Source organism: Hydrogenophaga soli, from assembly GCF_054777695.1.
Window position 1 is genome coordinate 1 of record NZ_BAAHAK010000005.1, and the last position, 21,199, is coordinate 21,199.

Here is a 21,199-nt window from a genome sequence, read left to right on the forward strand (position 1 = left end):
GGTCAAAGGGGTTGTAGACGCTTTCGCCCAGCCAGTTGTAGCCGTTGTACCAGCGGCGCACCTCCTGGCGGTCCAACGCGGGCAGCTCGGGGGCGAACTCCGGGGCAAACACCGTGTCCACGTCGGCATCGGTGTAGCCACACAGGGCGCTGTAGCGGGGGTCCAGCGTGATGTCCTTGAGGTGGTTGAGGCCGGAGAACAAACTCACCTTGCTGAACTTGCTCACCCCGGTGATGAAGACAAAGCGCAGGTGCTCGTCGGCGTCTTTGAGCACGCTGTAGAAGTCCTTGAGGCCTTCGCGCATGTCCAGCGCCACAGCGCTGTTGGTGATGTTGTCCAGAATGGGTTTGTCGTATTCGTCCACCAGCACCACCGCGGTTTGGCCGGTGGTCTGGTGCACACGCAGCAGCAAATCGGCCAGGCGGCTGCGGGCATCGGGAAACTGCGCGGGCAGGCCAAACAGGGTTTCGTGTTCGTGCAGCTTCTGGTGCAGCACCGCGTCCAGGTCGGCCCGGTTCTTGAGCACCCCGCCCCCAAAGCTGATGCGAATGACCGGGTGGGTGCGCCCCCAATCCCAGCGAGAGTCTGCCGCCAAGCCTTCAAACAGCGAGCGCTTGCCTTCGAACAGCTGTTTGAGCGTGTCCAGGAACAGGCTTTTGCCAAAGCGGCGCGGGCGGCTCAAAAAGTAGCAGTTGCCGTTTTGCGCCAGATCCACCGCCATGCCCGACTTGTCCACGTAGTAGTGCGCATCGCCCTCGCGCAGCTTGGCAAAACTCTGGATGCCAATGGGCAGTTTTTTGCGGCGGGTGTGTGGAGCGGTGGGCGGCGTCATGGGGCAATTTTGGGCAGGCGCTGCATTGTGACTGTGACAGGGCCTCAAAGCCCGGGCAGCTTGTAGTCCTTGAGCTGCTCGCGCAAGGTGACCTTCATCATCTTGCCGGTGGCCCCCAGCGGAATGGTGGGCACAAACACCACGTCATCGGGGGTCTGCCATTTGGCAATCCTGCCCTCGTAGAAGGCCAGCAGCTCTTCGCGGCTGACGTCCGCCCCGGGCTTGAGTGCCACCACCACAATGGGCCGCTCGTCCCACTTGGGGTGCGGCATGCCGATGCAGGCGGCCATGGCCACCGCCGGGTGCGCCATGGCGATGTTCTCCACGTCGATGGAGCTGATCCACTCGCCGCCCGACTTGATCACGTCCTTGCTGCGGTCGGTGATCTGCATGAAACCGTCGGCGTCGATGGTGGCCACGTCGCCCGTGGGGAACCAGCCGTCCACCAGCGGCGAGCCTTCGCCCTTGAAGTAACGGTCGATGATCCACGAGCCGCGCACCAGCAAGTCGCCAAAGGTTTTGCCGTCCCACGGCAGTTCCTTGCCTTCGGGATCGACGATTTTCATGTCCACCCCGTACACGGCACGGCCCTGCTTGAGGCGCACCTTCATGCGCCCGGCTGCGTCCATGGCCAGGTGTTTGTTCTTGAGGGTGCACACCGTGCCCAGGGGCGACATCTCGGTCATGCCCCAGGCGTGCAGCACCTCCACGTTGTAGGTGTCCTGGAAGGTGGCCAGCATGGCCGGGGGGCAGGCCGAGCCGCCGATGACGGTGCGGTTGAGCGTGGAGAAACGCACGCCCGCCGTCTGCATGTGGCCCAGCAGCATCTGCCACACCGTGGGCACCCCGGCGGCCATGGTCACGCCCTCGGCCTCGATCAGCTCGTACACCGACTTGCCGTCCAGCGCCGGGCCGGGAAACACCACCTTGCAGCCCACCGCCGCCGCACAGTACGGCAGGCCCCAGGCGTTGACGTGGAACATGGGCACCACGGGCAGCACGCTGTCGCGGGCGCTGATGTTCAGCGCATCGGGCAAACACCCGCCGTAGGCGTGCAGCAGCGTGGAGCGGTGGCTGTACAACACGCCCTTGGGGTTGCCGGTGGTGCCGCTGGTGTAGCACAGGCTGGAGGCGGAGTTTTCGTCGAACTCCGGCCAGGTGTAGGTGGTGGGGTGCTGGGCAATCCAGGCTTCGTAACTCACCAGGTTGGGAATGCCGCTGTCGGCGGGCAGCTTGTCGGCGTCACACAGCGCCACCCACTTGCGCACCGTGGGGCACTTGGCGTGCACGGCCTGCACCAGGGGCAAAAAGGTCATGTCAAAACACAGCACCTGGTCTTCGGCGTGGTTGACGATCCAGGCCAGCTGCTGCGGGTGCAGGCGCGGGTTGAGGGTGTGCAGCACACGGCCCGTGCCGCTGACGCCGTAGTACAGCTCCAGGTGGCGGTAGCCGTTCCAGGCCAGGGTGGCCACCCGGTCGCTGAAGGCCAGGTTTTCGCCATCCAGCGCATGGGCCAGCTGGCGCGAGCGGCGGGCCACGTCGGCCCAGGTGTAGCGGTGGATGTCACCTTCCACCCGGCGCGACACCACTTCCCCCTCGGGGTGGTGACGGTCAGCGTGCTCAATGAGCGACGAAATCAACAGCGAATGGTGTTGCATCAAACCCAGCATGGCATCTCCTCTTGTGGTGTGTGTGGCCCGGGATGAAGGGCGCTGTCCCTATGGTAGACCAGCCCATAACCCCTGCCCCAGCAGGTGCAAGTCGCGCACCGGACAATCGCGGCCATGCCCACGGCCCCCTTCACCGCCCCTCCGTTGCAGCCCAGTGGCTTGGCCCGCGCCCTCCCCGGCCTGGCCTTCGAAGTGGCCCCCACCCCCCTGCCCGCGCTGCACTGGGTGGCCCGCTCGGACGCCCTGGCCGCCGAACTGGGCCTGGACGCGGACTGGCTGGCCAGCCCCGACGCGCTGGCCCTGCTGGGCGGCAACCGCCTGCCCACCCACGGCCCCACGCTGGCCACCGTCTACAGCGGCCACCAGTTCGGACACTGGGCCGGGCGCCTGGGCGATGGCCGGGCCCTGCTGCTGGGCGAACTGCCCTCGCCCCAGGGCCCCATGGAAGTGCAAATCAAAGGCGCGGGGCTCACACCGTTTTCGCGCATGGGCGACGGGCGGGCCGTGCTGCGCAGCAGCATCCGCGAATTTTTGTGCAGCGAGGCCATGCACGGCCTGGGCATCCCCACCACCCGGGCGCTGGCCCTGGTGGGCTCGCCCCAGCCGGTGGCGCGCGAAACGGTGGAAACCGCCGCCGTCGTCACCCGTGTGGCCCCCAGCTTCCTGCGCTTTGGGCACATGGAGCATTTTTCGTACAGCGGCCAGCACGAGGTGTTGAAGGCGCTGGCCGACCACGTCATCGACCGCTTCTACCCCCACTGCCACCAGACCCCCCACCCCTACACCGCCTGGCTGCGGGCCGTGAGCCACGCCACCGCCGCCCTGCTGGCACAGTGGCAGGCCGTAGGTTTTTGCCATGGGGTGATGAACACCGACAACATGAGCCTGCTGGGCCTCACGCTGGACTACGGCCCCTTCCAGTTCATGGACGGGTTCGACCCCCACCACATCTGCAACCACACCGACAGCCAGGGCCGCTACGCCTACGCCCGCCAGCCTGCGGTGGCGCGCTGGAACCTGTTCTGCCTGGCCCAGGCGCTGCTGCCCCTCATCGGCAACCCCGAAGATGCCCTGGCCGCCCTGGAAGACCATGCCGAGGTGTTTGCCACCCAGCTGGACCAGCGCATGGCCGCCAAACTGGGGCTGCCCGCCGACGCCGCAGGCGGCACCAGCACCGACGCCAACGCCCCCAACCCACTGCGCCAGTTGTCGGTGCAAGCCCTGCAGCTGCTGGCCACCGAACGGGTGGACCACACGCTGTTCTGGCGTCGCCTCAGCCACTGGGTGGCGGCGGGCCGCCCCCAGCCCCTGGACAGCCACCCCGCAGGCCGGGCGCTGGCCGACCTGTTCATCGACCGCGAAGCCCTGGCGCGATGGTTGCTATCGTATTCAGAGCTGCTTGCGCTTTTAAATAAAGCGCCAGATGCCATTTTGATGCTCAACACCAACCCCAAATACGTGTTGCGCAACCACCTGGCGCAAACGGCCATCGAGCACGCACAGGCCGGGGACTTCAGCACCGTCCACCAACTGCTGGGCGTGTTGCAATCCCCCTTTGACGAACACCCCACCTTCGACGCCTGGGCCGGCCTGCCCCCCGATTGGGCCGCGGGCCTGAGCGTCAGCTGTTCCTCCTGAAGCCCCTTCGGTCGCCGCGCCTACCCGCACTGACGTCAACGTTGGGACCGGCGACGCTTGCTCATCCGCAGCGCGCCCATGCCCGCCAGCAACGCCACCAGCAATGCCCACCACCCTGTGCGCCCCGCGGGCACACCCACCACAACGCCGCCGGGAATGCCCGGCCCGCCCGGATCGGTGATGACACCGGCGGTGTTGTTGCTGTCGCCCTGCCCGTTGTCGGTCACGCTGTAGGTGATGGTGTTGCCGCTGATGGTGGCCGGGTGCACGTACCAGCTGGGACTGGCCCCTGCCGTGGCCGGGCCATATTTGTAAAGCTGGGTGCCTGCAGGCAAGGCACTGGGGTACGTGAGGGTGACGGTGATGGCGCCCCCAAGGGAACAGCTGTTGGTGGTGAAGGCCACCACGCCATGGGGAAAGGTCACGCCCGGCGGCACAGGTGCCACCGAGGCCGCGGACTGCTGCCCCACGCTGGCAAAACCACACGAGGCCCCTCCAGCCAAGGCAGCGCTCACCGTTCCGGTGCCGGTGGGTGCCGGGCCACTGTAGGCGGTGTTCAGCGTGAAGGCGGCGTTGACGGTGCAATCGGCCGTGATGGCCCCCACGGTGTAGACGCTCCCCCCTCCCCAGCTGCCGCCGCACCCACTCATGCTCGACAGGGTGTACCCGCTTTGGGCCGAGGCGGTGAAGCTGGGTGTGGCGTTGTACGCCACCACCTGCGCCCCCGCGGGATTCAGGCTGCCCCCTGTGCCCGGGTTGGGGGTGACGGTGTACCCCCGGCTGGCGCTGCAGCTGGCGGTCGCCCCTCCGTTGCTCCCCGCACAAGTCCAACCGTAGGCACTGGAGCCGACCACCACGCTGCTGGCCGTGCCACCCACCCCACACAGGTTGGCAGACGGGGCGCTGGTCACCAATGGCGTGGTGCCATGGGCACTGCCGCAAGTGCCGTCCACCACAGGCAGCAAACCGTCGAAGGCGGACAGGGACTGCCCAGCCCGCACCAGGCGCACGTAAAGAACATCCCCCTTGTCCCCGGAGTTGGCGTACCCAAAACTGAACTCCACCACCCAAGCCCAGGTGGGGTCAAACGCATAGGAGGTGGACGACCAGTGCCCCCCATTGCCCCAGGTATCGCCACCGGTCGGGGTGTCGGGGAACGCAGTGCCGTCCACGGTGGGCCACACGGGCACGCTGGTGTCCACCAGACTCTCCAACTCCCGGATGCTGGGCAAGCGCCAATCGCTGTACCCCAGGTGAACGGCGGTGTTGCGGGCACTCACCTCGGCCAAGGCATCGGCCCAGGTGTACGTGGCGTTGGTGTTGGCGGCGCAAGACGTGGCCGCGCTGGTGCGGCTGCCCAGCACGCAACGGTCCCACACCAACCCGGTGGAGGTGTCGGTCACGGTGCCATCGGCATTGACGTTGAACGCCGCGTGGGCGGCCGACGCCAACAGGAGCAGCACGGCCACCATCAGACACACCCCCACCCGTTTCAGGGCGCACCTTGGCGAAAACCTGAATGGGGGTGGGACGGCGACGAGCGATGCCATGACAAACCCCATCACGGCACACCGCGCACCAGGCGCACGAAATATGGACTGGTCTTGTAGTACGCCATGGTCGTGCCGTCGCTGAAATAGACCAACCACGCAAAATCGGCGTTGAAGGCCGCCGGTTCACTGCTCCAATGCCAATCGCTGGTGGTGGCCGGGAAGTAGGTGGCGTCGATGGAGGGGTCCCACTGGCCCCAGTGCACGATGCTCAGCAGCTCACGCCGGGTGGGCAGCCGCCAACCCGTGCTGTGGCCGCAACGGTTGGCACTGTTGTGTCCGGCGTTGGGGTAGGAGGCGGCAACGGCGGTGCTCCAAGTGGCATTCTGGGTTTGCAGGCTCCACACCAGGCCGGTCACGTTGTCGAGGGTGCACGCCCAATCGGTGGACGGGCTGCCGCTGGCGGTGCCCGTGGTGTTGGCCGTGAGGGTGCTGGTGCAAGTGGGGCTGTTGACCACGGTCCCGTTCCACAACACACACGAATAATCAAACCCCGCCGAGCCGCCCCCGGTCTTGGTCGGCAACACACCGGCGGCCTGCGCCGCATCGCGCCCATGGCGCCCATCCTGGTGGGGGCGCGTGCCGCTGTTGCCCGCGGTGGCAGCGTCACACGCCACGGCGGCGTGGCTGACGTCGTAACACGCGGTCTGCCCCGTGTCGTTCAAACGCCCTGTTTGCGCCAACACCGATGTGCAGCCCAGTGCAGCCATGCCGACGGTCAGTGCGGTGGTGTGAAGTGGCGAGCACCACAAGGAACGGTGCATGGCGTGCCTCAACCTCAAAAATTGAGGAAAAGCCGATGATGCACCAGGCGGTTGCACACCGATAGTCCCCCCGGCGTCCTGGCCGCGACGTGTTGAGGCACCCGTTGGCCCACACGGGCTTGCACTTTGCCCTACCCTTGCAGACCTGCGGTTCGATGTTCCTGACCCCTGAAGCCCCATGACCCACCCCATCCAGAAAACCGACGCCGAATGGCGTGCCCTGCTGGCCGACAAAGTGGCCCAGGGCCAGGCCGAGCCCCTGGCCTACGAAGTGACCCGCCATGCCCGCACCGAACGCCCGTTCACGGGCCGGTACGAAACCGTGTGGGCCGATGGCAGCTACCACTGCGTGTGCTGCGGCAACACCCTGTTCAGCGCCGACACCAAGTTCGACGCCGGTTGCGGCTGGCCCAGCTTTGCGCAGGCCGTGCCCGGGGCCATCACCGAAGTGCCCGACCACAGCTTTGGCATGCGGCGCGTGGAAACCGTGTGCAGCCAGTGCGGCGCCCACCTGGGCCATGTGTTCGAAGACGGCCCCACCCCCACCGGCCTGCGCTACTGCATGAACTCCGCCGCCCTGGAACACCAGCCTGCCGACCCGAAAGACCCCCGGCCATGAGCGCAATGCCTTCGCCTTCCGGCCCCTATCCCCTGCCCGTCTCCATGCTGGACCTGGTGGCCGTGCGCCAAGGGGCCACCGTGGCCGACGCCCTGGCCCTGGCCTTGCGCACCGCCCGCCATGTGGAAGCCCTGGGCTTCACCCGCTACTGGATGGCCGAGCACCACAACATGCCCGGCATTGCCAGCTCGGCCACCGCCGTGCTGGTGGGCCATGTGGCCGGGGGCACGCAGCGCATCCGCGTGGGCTCGGGTGGCGTCATGCTGCCCAACCATGCGCCCCTGGTGGTGGCCGAAGCCTTTGGCACCCTGGCCGAGCTGTACCCCCACCGCATCGACCTGGGGCTGGGCCGCGCGCCCGGCACCGACCCGCTGACCCTGCGCGCCCTGCGCCGCAGCCGGGTGGAGATGGAAGAAGACTTCCCCCGCGACGTGTCCGAACTGCGCCACCTGCTGTCCCCGGCCCAACCCGACCAACGGCTGGTGGCCATGCCGGGGGCGGGCACCCAGGTGCCGCTGTGGCTGCTGGGCTCCAGCCTGTATTCGGCCCGCCTGGCCGGTGAAATGGGCCTGCCCTACGCCTTTGCCAGCCACTTTGCGCCGCAAATGCTGCACGAGGCGCTGGCGGTGTACCGCCAGCACTTCCGGGCATCGGCCCAGCAGCCCCAGCCGCATGCCATGGTGGCCGCCCCGGTGGTGGTGGCCCCCACCGACGACGAAGCCGAGCTGCTGGCCTCCAGCGTGCAGCAGCGGGTGCTGGGCATCGTCACCGGGCGGCGCGGCCTGCTGCCGCCGCCGGTGCCGGGCTTCATGGACGACCTGCCCGCGCACGAACGGGCCACCGTCAACGACTTCCTGGCCTGCGCTGCCATCGGCAGCCCCGCCACGGTGCAGACGCAACTGCAACGCCTGTGGCGCGCCACCGAGGCCGACGAATTCATGCTGGTGTGCGACGTGTTCGACCCCGAACTGCGCCTGCGCTCGCTCACGCTGGCGGCCAGCGCCGTGGAAAAACTACAAAAACCATAGCTGCTTGCGCTTTATTTGAAAGCGCGAGAGGCCAAAAAGGCTTCAATCCTCGGCATTCACCGCCTGCACCTGCACCGCCTGCCCCCACAGCGTGGACATGCGCGTGCGGGCCTGCGCCACGTCGTCGGTGGTGAAAAACCGCACCTCGCCCGTGCGGCTGGCGTGTTGGGGGTGGCGGCGGTCTTCGGTGCGCCGGGTCAGTTCGCGAGCCACCGCCGCCGACGACTCCACCAGCGTCACCCCCGGCCCGGCCACCTCGCGGATCAGCGGTTCCAGAAACGGGTAGTGCGTGCAGCCCAGCACCAGGGTGTCGGCCCCGGCCTCCACCAAGGGCTGCACATAGGTTTGAACCAGCTCACGCGTGGCCGGGGTGTCCAGCTCGCCCCGCTCCACCTGCGTCACCAGGCCCGGACAGGCTTGCAGCCGGATGTCCACGCCCTGGCCAAACTGTGCACACAAGCGGGCCACCGACGGGCTGTTCACCGTGCGTGTGGTGGCCAGCACCCCCACCACCCCGCTGCGGGTGAGGGCCGCGGCGGGTTTGATGGCGGGCTCCAGCGCCACGATGGGAATGTGCGCATGCGCCTGGATGCGCTGGCGCAGCTCGGACACCGCCACCACCGTGGCCGTGTTGCAGGCCACCACCACCGCCTTGGCCCCTTGGCCCACCAGGAAGTCCACCATGGCCATGGAGCGCTCGATGATGTAGGCGGCGTCGCGGTCGCCATACGGGGCGTGGCCCGAATCGGCCACATACAGCAGGTCTTCACCCGGCAGCGCCTGGTGAATGGCCCGCAGCACCGACAAGCCGCCCAGCCCCGAGTCGAACACGCCCAGCGGCGCGGTCGCGTCCACCACGGGGAAGATGGCGGAAGCAGCAACAGGTACAGCGGTGGAAGCGGCAGACACGGCGGGGGGCAACAACATCACAAGCCCAAGGGCGGTGGCCGCTATTCTGCATGGCCTGCATGACACTGCCCCGATAATCGCCGCCCATGCGCATCCTGCTCGACTTCTTTCCCATCGCCCTGTTTGTGGCCGCCTACAAGTGGCACGGCATTTACGCGGGCACGGCGGTGCTGATGGCCGCCACCCTGGTGCAAAGCGGGGTGATGTACGCCATCGACCGCAAGCTGGCCACCCTGCAAAAGGTCACCTTGGGCCTGGTGCTGCTGTTCGGCACGCTCACGCTGGTGCTGCAGGACGAACGCTTCATCAAATGGAAACCCACGGTGCTCTACATCGGCATGGCCCTGGTGCTGGCCCTGGCGCTGTGGGTGTGGAAAAAGAACCTGCTGCAGCTGCTGCTGGGCACACAACTCACACTGCCCACTGCCGTGTGGGACCGCCTCAACACCGTGTGGGTGGCCTACTTCCTGTTCATGAGCGGCATCAACGGCTACGTGGCCGCCTATTTCAGCACCGACGAGTGGGTCAACTTCAAGCTGTGGGGGTATGTGTTCCCGCTGATGTTCATCGTGGGCCAGGGCCTCTACATCGCCCGCCACCTGAAAACCGACGAACCGCCTGCCCCCGACCAACCATGACCCCCACCGCCACCCTCATGGACGCACCCCTCGCCTTCCCCAGCGCCCAGGCCCTGCACCACACCCTGAGCACCGCGCTGCAGCCCCAGGTGCTGGAGGTGCTGGACGAGTCGGCCGCACACGCAGGCCATGCCGGTGCCCAAGGGCGCAGTGCAGGCACGCACTTTCGGGTGCGCATTGGCGGAGCGGCCTTTGCAGGCCTGTCGCGGGTGGCGGCCCATCGGCTTGTGTATGATGCTTTGCGCCCTTACATGGACGCTGGCCTGCATGCGCTGGCCATTGAACTTGTGCCCACCACTCCAGTCTGAGCCTCGTTTCAACCGGCAAAGTTCCTGTTTTCTTTCCTCCCTTTCATCTCACATGAAACCCATCCTCACCCTGGCCGCCGTGGCGGTGCTGACCCTGTCTTCCTCTTTCGCATCGGCCCAGAACGTGGCGGTGGTCAACGGCAAGCCCGTGCCCATGTCGCGCGTGGACATGCTGGCCGACCAAATCGCCAAGACAGGCCGTCCGGTGAACGACGAGGTGAAGGCCCAGATCAAGGAAGAAGTGATCCTGCGTGAAGTGTTCATGCAAGAAGCCGCCAAGCGTGGCCTGGCCGGCAATGCCGACGTCAAGGCCCAGATGGAACTGGCCCGCCAGACCATCCTGATCCGCGAGCTGTTCAACGACTTCAACAAGAAGAACCCCGTCACCGACGCCGACGTCAAGGCCGAGTACGACAAGTTCGTGGCCGCCAACGGTGGCAAGGAATTCAAGGCCAGCCACATCCTGGTGGAAAAGGAAGACGAAGCCAAGGCCATCCTGGCCGACCTGAAGAAGGGTGCCAAGTTCGAAGAACTGGCCAAGAAGCTGTCCAAGGACCCCGGCTCCGGTGCCAAGGGTGGCGACCTGGACTGGGCCGCTCCCGGCAGCTACGTGCCCGAGTTCTCTGACGCCCTGGTCAAGCTGGCCAAGGGCGAAACCAGCGTCGAGCCCGTCAAGAGCCAGTTCGGCTACCACATCATCCGCGTGGACGACGTGCGCGAAGCCAAGCTGCCCAGCATGGAAGAAGTGGCTCCCCAGATCAAACAGCAACTGGGCCAGCAAAAGCTGACCCAGTTCCAGGAAGGCCTGCGCAAGGCCGCCACCATCAAGTAAGCCCTGGCGGCTTGCCCCTGCACAACGGCCCTTCGGGGCCGTTTTTCATTGGCTCCATGTCCACGAGATTTTTTTGCTTGAATGTGGAACCACCATGCACAGCCCAGCCAAGTCCACCCCCGTCCCGCCCCCCACAGCCGCCGCTGCGGGGTCTCCCGCGTCGACCCGCCCTTCACGCCCCGGCCTGGACTGGCCCCGCGCCCAGGCCTTTGCCACCCGTGAGCGCCAGCGGTTTGAACAGGCCCACCCCCAATCCGCCGCACTCGCCGCCCAGGCCCGCCAGCACCTGATGTTTGGTGTGCCCCTGCACTGGATGACCGACTGGGGCACCCCCTTCCCACTGCACCTGGCCCAGGCCCAGGGCGCCTGCGTGACCGACGTGGACGGCCACACCCTCACCGACTTCTGCCTGGGCGACACCGGGGCCATGTTCGGCCACGCCCCTGCCCCCGTGGCCGCCGCCTTGCAGCGGCAGGCCACCCGCGGCTACACCACCATGCTGGCCACCGAGGACGCCGCCATCGTGGGCCAGCAGCTGGCGCAGCGCTTCGGCCTGCCCCAATGGCAATTTGCCCTCAGCGCCACCGACGCCAACCGCTACGTGCTGCGCTGGATTCGCGCCGTGGCCGCACACCGCCACCCCGGGTCGGCCAAGACCAAGCTGCTGGTGTTCAACGGCTGCTACCACGGCACGGTGGAAGACGTGTTTGTGGACCTGGTGCACGGCCAGCCCACCCAGCGCGACAGCCTGCTGGGCCAGGTGCACGACCTGCGGGCCCACACCGTGGTGGTGGAGTTCAACGACCTGCCCGCCCTGCAAGCCGCGCTGGCCGCGGGCGACGTGGCCTGCGTGCTGGCCGAACCGGTCATGACCAACATCGGCATGGTGCTGCCCGAGCCCAGTTACTGGGAGGCTGCCCAGGCCCTGATCCGCCAGGCCGGGGCCTGGCTGGTGGTGGACGAAACCCACACCATCAGCACCGGCCCCGGCGGTTACACCCAGGCCCACGGCCTGCGCCCTGACGCCGTGGTGCTGGGCAAACCCGTGGGCGGCGGTGTGCCCAGCGCGGTGTACGGTTTTTCAGCCGAACTGGCCGCTGCCGCCGTGCAGGCCAAACACGATGCGCCGCCCGGCCACTCGGGCATTGGCACCACCCTCACCGGCAACATGCTGGCCATGGCCGCCATGCGGGCCTGCCTGACCGAGGTGATGACACCCGCCGCCTACGCCCACATGCAGGCGCTGGCCACCCGGTTGGCCGAGGGCTTGCGGGGCCACATCGCCCGCCGCCACCTGCCCTGGTGCGTGACGCAGGTGGGCGCGCGCACCGAGTTCCAGTTCTGCCCCACCCCGCCGCGCAACGGCACCGAGGCCGGCCAGGCGCTGGACAGCGAGCTGGAGCACCTCATCCACCTGGGGCTGCTCAACCGGGGCGTGCTCATCACCCCGTTCCACAACATGATGCTGGTCAGCCCCGCCCACACCCAGGCCGACGTGGACCGCCTGCTGTCGGCGTTTGACGAGGTGATCAGCCAGCTGGTGTGAGCCGCGGCGCGTTCATGCGGGCGGCGTAGGCCACCAACCGGGGCAGGCTGCGGGCATGGCGGGCCACGGCGTGGTCGAAGGGTGGGCTCAGCAACCCGTCGATGAGGGCCACCGCGCTGAAGTCGATCAGGTGCATCTGTTCACCCAGCACGTAGGGCCCCTCGCCCAGCAGGGTGTGGAAGGCGTCCACCAGTTCCACGCCCCGGGCTTCAATCTCCGCGGGGCTGCGCCGCCCCACCCCCTGCATGCGCAGGCTTTTGGCCACCGAGGCGCGGATGCGGTCGGCCACGAAACCGGACACCCAGCCCGGCACCTTCACGGTTTGCAGGTACTGCCGGATGACGGGGCGGTAATGCGCCCAGCCCGCGTCGTCCACCCAGCGCAGCCACACCAGCACGAAGTACAGGTCTTCTTCCAGCAGGGACTGGATGGCACGGGACAAGGCCTGTTGCGCGGGGCTGAGGTGGGCGTCCAGCGGCTGCGGGTGGCGCTGCTCCAGCACCGCCAGGATGTGGCTGGAATCGGCCACCACCTGCCCGTCGATCACCGCGCACGGCAGCTTGCCCGTGGGCGACTGGTTGGGCACCACGGTCTGCGCCTGGTAGGGCCAGCCGCGGTGGTCCAGGTAGGCCAGCACCTTGCGGCAAAACGGCGAAATGTCGGCCTGGCCCCAGGCGGGCAGGTAGCGGTAGAGGTGAATCATGGCGGTCATCGGTTCCAGGTGGTCCACAGCATCAAAACGCCCATCAGCACCGGCTGGTGCAGCATGTAGTAGCTCAGGCTCCAGCGGCCGGGTGCGGCCAGGCGGGGCATCCACCGCCGCTCCCACGCGCTGGGGGCCGTGGGTTGCAGCCAGTGCGGACGGTGGCGCAGCACCCACAGGCCCGCGGCCAGACCCCACGCCACGGCGGCCAGCCAGGGCACCAGGGGCACGTAGTCCTCGGTGAAGGGTTTGCGGCTGATCAGGCCCAGCCAGTTGAGCGATTTTTCATTGAAAAAATCGAGTGCAGCGCTTTCATATAAAGCGTAAGCAGCTACAAATTGAAGAGCAATCACCCCCACCCCCGCCCACCACAGCACCCGGCCCCAGCCCGCACACAGGCGGGCCAGCAGCAGCATCACGGCCAGGCCGTGCAACACGCCAAAGTAGATGTAGCTGTGGGGAAACATCACCGCCGACCCGGCGCTGACCAGCAGCGCACACCCGGCCACCTGCGCCCAACGCAGCCAGAAGCGGGCGTCCAAGCGCTGCGCCACCGGGCGTTGCAGCAGCCCCTGCCCGTGCAGGGCCACCGCCTGAGACAGCCCGGCGGTGAACAAGAACAGGCTGACGATGGCCGTGCGCTGCCAGGTCCAGAACGGGTCCAGCAGAAACTGCTGCGGCGGGATCAGGCGGAAGTGGTTGAGGTCAAAACAGAAGTGAAACACCGTCATCCACCCCATGGCCAGGGTGCGCAGCGCATCCAGCCGGTGGTGGCGACGGTCCAGCGGGCGCTGCGGCATCAGCACGCGGCCGCAACGGCCTGGGGCAGCCCGGCGGCCTGCACCAACAGGCGGGCCAGGTCTTGCGGGGCGCTGACCATGGGGTCGTGGCCGGTGGCCAGTTCGTGCACCGTCCAGCCGGGCTCGGAGCGCACCCGCTGGCGCATGACGGCCACCGTGGGCAGCGCGGGGCTGGTGCAGTCGATGAAGTGGCGCGGCAGCGCGGCCACGGCGGCGGCGTCAAAGTCCAGCGGGTCCTGGTACACGCCCAGGGGCTGTGGGGTCTGGCGGCGGTTCACCCACTCGTGGTCCGGCCCGTGCAGGCCAAAGGCCCCGGCATCGGGCGGCGGAATGGCCACGCCACCACCACGCTCACGCGCCAGCTTCAGGCGGGCGGCCACGGTTTCGGGGGTGTGCTGGCTGCTCCAGCTTTCGCCAGGGTGGGGGGTGACGGCGTCCACGTAGACCAGCCCGGCCACCTGGGCGGTGACCGGCCGGCGCTTGAGCAAGGCATCGGCCACGCCGGTGATGACCAGCCCGCCGTAGCTGTGCCCCACCAGCAGCACCCGATCCAGCTCCCAGCTGTCGATCAGGCCCAGCACATCGGCCACGTGGGTGGACAGGCGGATGTGTTCGGTCAGCAAATGCGCCCGCTCGCCCACCCCGGTCAGGGTGACGGCATGGGCCGCCAGGCCGTGCTGCGCCAGCAGGGGCAACACACGCTGCCAGCACCAGCCGCCGTGCCAGGCACCGTGCACCAGCACCACCGTGGGTGGCTTGGGGGACGAAGGGGGGGTGGAAGTCTGCGAAGGGCTCATGGTCTGGGCACAAAAAGGGGTTTCACAGGACAATGACGGGTTCAGTCATTTTGCACCGCCCATGCTCGCCCATCAGCTCGAACTGCTTGCCCCCGCCCGCACCGCCGACATCGGCATCGAGGCCGTCAACCACGGGGCCGACGCCGTCTACATCGGCGGCCCCGGCTTCGGGGCCCGCAGCAGCGCCGACAACCCGGTGCAGGACATTGCCCGGTTGGTCAAACACGCACACCGCTTCCACAGCCGGATTTTTGTCACCCTCAACACCATCCTGCGCGACGACGAGCTGCCACTGGCCCGCAAACTGGCCTGGCAGCTGTACGACGCGGGGGTGGACGCCCTCATCGTGCAGGACATGGGGCTGCTGGAGCTTGACCTGCCGCCCATCCAGCTGCACGCCAGCACACAAACCGACATCCGCACCCCCGAAAAAGCCCGCTTCTTGCAAGACGCGGGCCTGTCGCAGCTGGTGCTGGCCCGCGAGCTGACGCTGCCGCAGATTGCCGCCATTCGCCAGGGCCTGGCGAACGGTCTGGCGAACGGCCTGGGGGCCGAGCGCGAACCGGCCATCCTGGAGTTTTTTGTGCACGGGGCGCTGTGCGTGGCCTACAGCGGGCAGTGTTACATCTCCGAGGCGCACACGGGCCGCAGCGCCAACCGGGGCGATTGCAGCCAGGCCTGCCGCCTGCCCTACCAGGTGCAGGACGCCCAGGGCCGCTTTGTGGCCCACGACAAACACGTGCTGTCCATGAAGGACAACAACCAGAGCGCCAACCTCGAAGCCCTGGTGGACGCGGGCGTGCGCAGCTTCAAGATCGAAGGCCGCTACAAGGACATGGGCTATGTGAAGAACATCACCGCCCACTACCGCACCCTGCTGGACGAGCTGCTCCACCGCCGCCCCGAGCTGGCCCCCGCCTCCAGCGGGCGCTGCACCTACACCTTCACCCCCGACCCGGACCAGAACTTCAACCGCGAGTTCACCGACTACTTCGTCAATGGCCGCCAGGACGACATTGGCGCGTTCGACAGCCCCAAGAACCCCGGCCAGCCCATGGGCTGGGTGGCCAGCGTCAAGACCGGGCTGGGCCAGGGCAAGGACTGGTTCGAACTGGACGCCGACGACCCCGCGCTGGAGCTGCGCAACGGCGACGGCCTGTGTTACCACGACCTGCAGCAAGAGCTGGTGGGCCTGCAAACCAACCGGGTGGAGCGCCTCAGCGGCCCCGGCGTGCCGCCCGGGCGTTGGCGTGTGTTCCCCAAGGACCCCATGGCCAGCCTGAAGGACCTGCGCAAGGGCCGCCGCGTCAACCGAAACCGCAGCATGGACTGGGTGCGCACGCTGGAAAAACCTTCGGCCCAGCGCCGCATGGCGGTGTGGATGCAGCTGAGCGACGCCCACGGCAGCCTCAGCCTCACGCTGACCGACGAAAACGGCCACGAGGCCCAGGCCACCGCACCGCTGCCCACCGACCTGGCACAACACCCCGAACAAGCCCTGGCCAAGACCCGCGAGCAACTCTGCCGCCTGGGCGACACCGCCTTTGAAGTACGCAACCCTGAGGCCGACGTGACCGTGACGCTGAGCGCGCCCTGGTTCATCCCCGCCTCGCAGCTCAACGCCCTGCGCCGCGACGCCGTGGTGGCGCTGGAATCGGCCCGTATGGCCGCCTGCAAGCGGCTGCCCCGCGCCACGCCGGTGGAGCCGCCCGCGCCCTACCCCGAAGACACGCTGACCTACCTGGCCAACGTCTACAACCAGAAGGCCCGCGACTTCTACGCCCGCCATGGCGTGAAGGTGGTGGCCGCCGCCTACGAAAGCCACGAGGAAGAAGGCGACGTCAGCCTGATGATCACCAAGCACTGCGTGCGCTTTTCCTTGAGCCTGTGCCCCAAACAGGCCAAGGGGGTGACGGGGGTGCAAGGCACGGTCAAGGCCGAACCGCTGACCCTGGTGCATGGCAAGGACAAGCTCACCCTGCGGTTTGACTGCAAGCCCTGTGAAATGCACGTGGTGGGCCGCATCCGGCCCAACGTGCTGGCCCAGGTGCCCGCCAGCCCGGTGCACTTTTACCGCACCCGGCCCGCGGCGGGTGCCCCTCAGGCCTGAGGTTCAGGGGCCTGCACCGCCTCCGGGGGCTGGCCGAAAGCTTCGGCCTGGCCGGTGGGGTCGGCGGGCGACTGATACGGCGTGTACTGGTCGCCCAGCACCAGGCGGCGCACGCCTTCGCGCATGATCTTTTTCTCGGGCCAGGTCAGCGGGTGGCCCAGCGTGCGGCTCAGGCGCACCAGCAGCTGCCGGTCCACTTCCTGCGGGATGCCGCGGGCGTATTGCAGCTCGCTTTGCAGGTCGATGCGCTGGGTTTCGGGCTCTTCGTCCCACCACTGGGCCAGCTGGGCCATGATGCCCTCACGGTCCACGGGTTGCATGGAGACCGCAGGTGCCATGCCCGCCGCACCCGGGCGGCTGCCGTGCGCAGAGGTGGCCACGGCGGCCCCGGCGGCGCTGCCGTCCCACACGATGCGGCGGTCGGCCTGGGCCAGCAGGCGGGCCCAGCTGGGGTCGTCTTCCTGGAGCTGGCTGTAGTCGCCCACGCTGTCGTCGCACAGCAGGGCCACGCTCAGGCCATGCAGTTGGGCGTCGTCAATGGCCGCCCACAGGCGTTCGTCGTCCGACACCACCACCAGGTGGTCAGCGGCCTGGTGCTGGGCCAGGCGTTGGATGTCGGCCGACATGGCGCGGGTCATGGACAGGCCGCCGTCCTGCTCGGCATCGGCCACCGGGCGCACCAGCACGCCGTCGATCAGCACGTTCACTTCGCGGTCGGTGTACCAGTACACGCGGGTGGCCTCGGGCAGGCCGCCCACGTCACGCACCACCCGTCGCAGGGTGGCCACGCCATCGGCGCTCAGGTTGGCGGTGGCCCCGGGGCCCGAACGGTCGGCCGCATGGCCCAGCCAGGCCATGAACCGGGCATCGACCAAGGCCACGCAGCGTCCGCCCCGGCTGTCCGCAGACCCCGAGGGCACCGAAGTGGCATGGCCTTCCCCCGCGGTACCACGGTTGTTGAAGTAACGGGGAGAACGTCGATTGCGATAGGTATACATGGATTGAACAGACAATGAAAAGAAATAAGGCGCCCCCCTCGGGGCGCAAATCAAAACGCTCAGCGGGCCGAACGCAGCCGCCCGATCAGGGTCACCAGGGCCACCGTCAGCAGCCCGGCCACCACCCCGGACAGCGCCCCGGCCAAGACCACACCCGCGCTGCCCAACAGGCCGCCCACCGTGGGGATGGCGTTGGCCGCGGTTTCCACGCCCTGCACCCAGTGGTGCAACGCGGGCCAGCCGTGCAACAGGATGCCACCGCCCACCAAGAACATGGCCGCTGTACCCACCACCGACAGGGTCTTCATCAGCCAAGGGGCAAACACCAGCAACCCGGCCCCCAGGCGCTGTGCCCCAGCCCCGGGGCGACGCGCCAGGGCCAGGCCCGCATCGTCCAGTTTGACGATGGCGGCCACCAGGCCGTAGACGCCCAGCGTCATCACCACCGAAATGCCCACCAGCACCGCCACCCGTTCGGCCAGGGCGGCAGCGGCCACGGTGCCCAGGGTGATGACGACGATTTCCGCCGACAAGATGAAATCGGTGCGGATGGCCCCCTTCACCTTGTCGCGCTCAAAGGCCACCAGGTCCACCGCTTCGTTGGCCACGGCGGCCAATTGCTGCTGGTGGGCGTGTTCGTCTTCCGCTGGGGTGTGCAAAAAGCGGTGGGCCAGCTTTTCGGCCCCTTCAAAACACAGGAACAAACCGCCCACCATCAGCAGCGGGGTGATGGCCCAGGGGGCCACCGCGCTGATGACCAGGGCCAGCGGCACCAGAATGGCCTTGTTCAGCAGCGAGCCCTTGGCCACGGCCCAGACCACGGGCAACTCGCGGTCGGCCTGCACCCCCGTCACCTGCTGGGCGTTGAGTGCCAGGTCATCGCCCAGCACCCCGGCGGTTTTGGTGGCGGCCACCTTGGTCATGGTGGCCACGTCGTCCAACAGGGTGGCAATGTCGTCGAGCAGGACAAGAAGGCTGGAACTCATGGAAACCGTTTCTAAAATAACGAAGGCGCAGCGCGCGCCGTTGTGAACGGAGGCTCAGATTGACCCCCTGCTTTTCCACCCTGCCCCCCCGATTGTCGGTCACCCGTCGACCCTCGCGGCCCCGTCACCTGCAAATCGCCTTGTGCGCCCTGATGGTGAACGCCCTGTGCGGCCAGGGTGCACTCGCCGACCCAGCGCTGGACCTAGCCCAGGAACTGCTGTCTCGCGGCCAGGCCGTCCAGGCATTTGAACACCTGGCCCCGCTGGAGCCGGAGCAGGCCGGCTCCCCCGATTTTGACGCAACCCTGGGCCAGGCGGCCTTTGCTGCAGGCCACTACACCCGGGCCATCATGGCCTGGGAGCGCGTGGCGGCGGCCCAACCCGACAACGGCCTGGTCCGGCACCAGTTGCTGCGGGCCCTGCGCGCCGTGGGCGACCGGCCCGCCGCCGCGGCCCTGGCCTCCCACCTGGGGCTGCCCCCCTGGCAACCCGATGCCACCCGCACCGACGACGCTTTTTTTGTGTCGTTCGATGCCGTCGAACACGCCGGTCAAAGCACGCTGCACGGCAGCGTGGACATGGCGGTGGGCCGGGACACCAACGCCAACGTGGGCCCCAGCGATGCCAGCCTGAGCGGCGTTCTGGGCGATGGGGTCACCCCCTGGGTGCTGGCCCCCGGCGCGTCGGCCCAACGCGCCTCGTTCTGGCAACTGGCCGGAGCGGTGAGCGGACGCCATGTGTGGTCCCCGCAAGCCTCGTTGTTCGGGCAGGTGTCTCAAGTGCGGCGCAATTACCAGTCCCCTGTGGACAGCCTGGACCGCAACACCACCGACGCCCAGCTGGGCGTGGCCTGGCTGGAGGGCCGCCACGACCTGTCGGCCAGCTGGCGGTACAGCGGCGAACGCGAACGGGCGCAAACCACCCGCCGCGCCCAGGGGCTGGAGTTCAACTGGGTGTACCGGCTGGATGGTCACCGCCAATGGGCCAGCTTCGCCCAGCTGATGCGCCTGACCTACCCGGCGCAGCCGGAGCGAGATGCCGACCGCACGGTGGTGGGCACCACCTACATGCACCGCAGCCCGCTGGGGCACTTGACCTATGCCGGGGCTTACCTGGGCCGTGAACGGGCCCGGAACCACAACGGCGCACCCTACGGCCACGACCTGCAAGGCCTTCGTGCGGGTTACCAGCACTCGATCCGGCACGACCTGTCGGCCTACGTGTCGGTGCTGCACGAAAACCGCTCGCACGGCACGGCAGACCCGCTGTTTGCCCTGGCCCGCCACGACCGCCAGACCGAGATCGCCATGGGCCTGCACTGGGTGCCCGCCGACCATTGGCGGTTGAGCACCGCGTGGTCCAGCACCCGAAATGCGTCCAACATGCCCTTCCTGGCCTACCGCCGCCAGCAGCTGAGCCTGAGCCTGCGGCGCGAATTTTGAAGACCCGCCACCCACACTGAGGGAGCCTCACCATGTCGTTTCACTTCCGGTTGGCACGGGTTGCTGTGCTCGTCTCCCTGTCGGCAGGCGTTCACCCGTGGGTGCATGCCACGGCGGGCCGCATCCAGTACGCGGCGGGGGACGTGGAGCGAAGCCACGGCACCGTCCGCGAGTCCGTCGTCAAAGGCGTGACCGTGGACGTGGGCGATGCCATCATCACCGGGCTGACCGGACGGGCCCAGATCCTGTTTTCAGACGGCGGCCTGATTTCGCTCTACCCCGAAAGCCGTTTCAACATCCAAGACTATGGCAACGCCAGCGCGGGTGAGAGCGACCGCTTTCAGGTTCAGCTGTACCGCGGCTTGATGCGCGTCATCACCGGTTTGATTGGCAAACGGGCCCCCACCCGCTACAAGGTGGCCACCCCGGTGGCGACCATTGGCATCAGAGGGTCGGCCTTCCTGGTTCAGGCCAGCGACACCGAGGTGCGGGTGTCGTGTGAGGAAGACGCCATCGAGGTGTGCACCTCGGTGGGCTGCGTGGAGCTGAAACGGGGCGAATCCGCCCGCGTCACCTCGGAAACCGAGCTGCCGCTGCGCACCCACGTGCGGGCCAACATGCCGTCGCTGCCGGTGATGTACCCCGCGCTGGTCAACCCACAGGAAACCCGGGCTGCGCCCGCGCCCGCCACCGAGCCTCCGGCTCCGGCGGCCCCTGCACCGACACCCTCGCCGACGCCCACACAGCCCCCCTCACCGACGCCCGCGCCTGCACCAGCCCCCACAGACACGCCGACACCCGCGCCTGCACCTGGGGCCACACCGGTCAGTCCCAGCCCCACGGGCGCGGCACCACCACCCACACGGAACCCCAACCCCACCACCGGTGGCACCACCAGCCCCACGGCTCCAGCACCGGCACCGGCACCGATATTCACCATACGGCCACCGGTGAGCATCATCATTCACCCCATCACACCGCCCCCACCACCACCGCCGCCCGCCATTCGGTGAGCCGCGGGGCGCGGCG

At 68.0% G+C, this 21,199-nt stretch carries 20 protein-coding genes; 10 read left to right on the plus strand and 10 right to left on the minus strand.

What is annotated here, in order from left to right; genetic code table 11:
* Both ACYVB7_RS10145 and ACYVB7_RS10150 read right to left on the minus strand, forming a co-directional pair.
* Positions 1-832, minus strand: an 832-nt coding sequence (locus tag ACYVB7_RS10145) for an ATP-binding protein (RefSeq protein ID WP_460507048.1), incomplete at its 3' end; no start/stop codon positions are given.
* A 44-nt stretch (positions 833-876) separates the two neighbouring features.
* Positions 877-2,502 carry a fatty-acid--CoA ligase gene (locus ACYVB7_RS10150; RefSeq protein ID WP_460507050.1) on the minus strand — a complete coding sequence of 542 codons (1,626 nt, stop codon included), beginning with the start codon at positions 2,500-2,502 and terminating at the stop codon, positions 877-879.
* A 114-nt stretch (positions 2,503-2,616) separates the two neighbouring features.
* Here ACYVB7_RS10150 and ACYVB7_RS10155 point away from each other — a divergent pair, with 114 nt between their 5' ends.
* Positions 2,617-4,140: a protein adenylyltransferase SelO gene (locus ACYVB7_RS10155; RefSeq protein WP_460507052.1), complete on the plus strand. Its 1,524-nt coding sequence runs from the start codon at positions 2,617-2,619 to the stop codon at positions 4,138-4,140.
* A gap of 35 nt (positions 4,141-4,175) precedes the next feature.
* Here ACYVB7_RS10155 and ACYVB7_RS10160 read toward each other — a convergent pair whose 3' ends face one another.
* Together ACYVB7_RS10160 and ACYVB7_RS10165 are read right to left on the minus strand one after the other, a co-directional pair.
* The gene (locus ACYVB7_RS10160) at positions 4,176-5,603 is read right to left on the minus strand and encodes an Lcl C-terminal domain-containing protein (RefSeq protein ID WP_460507054.1); all 1,428 of its coding nucleotides are present in this window, start codon (positions 5,601-5,603) and stop codon (positions 4,176-4,178) included.
* Between the two features lie 98 nt (positions 5,604-5,701).
* Positions 5,702-6,454: an Lcl C-terminal domain-containing protein gene (locus ACYVB7_RS10165; protein ID WP_460507056.1), complete on the minus strand. Its 753-nt coding sequence runs from the start codon at positions 6,452-6,454 to the stop codon at positions 5,702-5,704.
* A gap of 178 nt (positions 6,455-6,632) precedes the next feature.
* Here ACYVB7_RS10165 and msrB point away from each other — a divergent pair, with 178 nt between their 5' ends.
* A complete protein-coding gene (msrB, locus tag ACYVB7_RS10170; protein WP_460507058.1) occupies positions 6,633-7,073 on the plus strand; it encodes a peptide-methionine (R)-S-oxide reductase in 441 nt (146 codons plus the stop codon).
* Positions 7,070-8,101 carry an LLM class flavin-dependent oxidoreductase gene (locus ACYVB7_RS10175; protein ID WP_460507060.1) on the plus strand — a complete coding sequence of 344 codons (1,032 nt, stop codon included), beginning with the start codon at positions 7,070-7,072 and terminating at the stop codon, positions 8,099-8,101. Before msrB ends, ACYVB7_RS10175 begins: the two co-directional genes overlap by 4 nt.
* Before the next feature lie 42 nt (positions 8,102-8,143).
* Here the strand turns inward: ACYVB7_RS10175 and murI are convergent, their stop codons facing one another.
* On the minus strand, positions 8,144-9,028 hold the full coding sequence (gene murI / locus ACYVB7_RS10180) for a glutamate racemase (RefSeq protein WP_460507062.1): 885 nt from the start codon (positions 9,026-9,028) through the stop codon (positions 8,144-8,146).
* A 68-nt stretch (positions 9,029-9,096) separates the two neighbouring features.
* Here murI and ACYVB7_RS10185 point away from each other — a divergent pair, with 68 nt between their 5' ends.
* The 4 genes from ACYVB7_RS10185 (at position 9,097) to ACYVB7_RS10200 (ending at position 12,334) form a co-directional block, all read left to right on the plus strand.
* Entirely contained in the window at positions 9,097-9,648 is a 552-nt protein-coding gene (locus ACYVB7_RS10185) for an inner membrane-spanning protein YciB (RefSeq protein ID WP_460507064.1), read from the plus strand.
* Positions 9,645-9,956 (plus strand): BolA family protein, encoded by a 312-nt coding sequence (locus ACYVB7_RS10190; protein ID WP_460507066.1) that lies wholly within the window; start codon positions 9,645-9,647, stop codon positions 9,954-9,956. Before ACYVB7_RS10185 ends, ACYVB7_RS10190 begins: the two co-directional genes overlap by 4 nt.
* Before the next feature lie 52 nt (positions 9,957-10,008).
* A complete protein-coding gene (locus tag ACYVB7_RS10195; protein ID WP_460507068.1) occupies positions 10,009-10,788 on the plus strand; it encodes a foldase protein PrsA in 780 nt (259 codons plus the stop codon).
* Between the two features lie 94 nt (positions 10,789-10,882).
* The gene (locus ACYVB7_RS10200; protein ID WP_460507071.1) at positions 10,883-12,334 is read left to right on the plus strand and encodes an aspartate aminotransferase family protein; all 1,452 of its coding nucleotides are present in this window, start codon (positions 10,883-10,885) and stop codon (positions 12,332-12,334) included.
* Here the strand turns inward: ACYVB7_RS10200 and ACYVB7_RS10205 are convergent.
* From ACYVB7_RS10205 to ACYVB7_RS10215, 3 genes are read right to left on the minus strand one after another with little or no spacing between them, the layout of a single operon-like run.
* Positions 12,318-13,046 (minus strand): glutathione S-transferase family protein, encoded by a 729-nt coding sequence (locus tag ACYVB7_RS10205; protein ID WP_460507074.1) that lies wholly within the window; start codon positions 13,044-13,046, stop codon positions 12,318-12,320. The two genes, ACYVB7_RS10200 and ACYVB7_RS10205, sit on opposite strands and share 17 nt — an antisense overlap.
* Entirely contained in the window at positions 13,043-13,837 is a 795-nt protein-coding gene (locus ACYVB7_RS10210; RefSeq protein ID WP_460507757.1) for a DUF1624 domain-containing protein, read from the minus strand. Before ACYVB7_RS10210 ends, ACYVB7_RS10205 begins: the two co-directional genes overlap by 4 nt.
* A complete protein-coding gene (locus ACYVB7_RS10215; protein ID WP_460507076.1) occupies positions 13,837-14,634 on the minus strand; it encodes an alpha/beta fold hydrolase in 798 nt (265 codons plus the stop codon). Before ACYVB7_RS10215 ends, ACYVB7_RS10210 begins: the two co-directional genes overlap by 1 nt.
* Before the next feature lie 61 nt (positions 14,635-14,695).
* Here ACYVB7_RS10215 and ACYVB7_RS10220 point away from each other — a divergent pair, with 61 nt between their 5' ends.
* Positions 14,696-16,744, plus strand: a complete 2,049-nt coding sequence (locus ACYVB7_RS10220; RefSeq protein ID WP_460507078.1) for a peptidase U32 family protein — start codon at positions 14,696-14,698, stop codon at positions 16,742-16,744.
* Here the strand turns inward: ACYVB7_RS10220 and ACYVB7_RS10225 are convergent.
* Positions 16,735-17,742 carry a hypothetical protein gene (locus ACYVB7_RS10225; protein WP_460507081.1) on the minus strand — a complete coding sequence of 336 codons (1,008 nt, stop codon included), beginning with the start codon at positions 17,740-17,742 and terminating at the stop codon, positions 16,735-16,737. The genes ACYVB7_RS10220 and ACYVB7_RS10225 overlap by 10 nt on opposite strands.
* 59 nt (positions 17,743-17,801) lie before the next feature.
* A complete protein-coding gene (locus ACYVB7_RS10230) occupies positions 17,802-18,728 on the minus strand; it encodes a DUF808 domain-containing protein (protein ID WP_460507082.1) in 927 nt (308 codons plus the stop codon).
* 59 nt (positions 18,729-18,787) lie between these two features.
* Here ACYVB7_RS10230 and ACYVB7_RS10235 point away from each other — a divergent pair, with 59 nt between their 5' ends.
* Both ACYVB7_RS10235 and ACYVB7_RS10240 read left to right on the plus strand, forming a co-directional pair.
* Positions 18,788-20,170 (plus strand): surface lipoprotein assembly modifier, encoded by a 1,383-nt coding sequence (locus ACYVB7_RS10235; protein ID WP_460507084.1) that lies wholly within the window; start codon positions 18,788-18,790, stop codon positions 20,168-20,170.
* A 32-nt stretch (positions 20,171-20,202) separates the two neighbouring features.
* The gene (locus tag ACYVB7_RS10240; protein ID WP_460507087.1) at positions 20,203-21,183 is read left to right on the plus strand and encodes a FecR family protein; all 981 of its coding nucleotides are present in this window, start codon (positions 20,203-20,205) and stop codon (positions 21,181-21,183) included.
* Positions 21,184-21,199 lie beyond the last annotated feature (16 nt).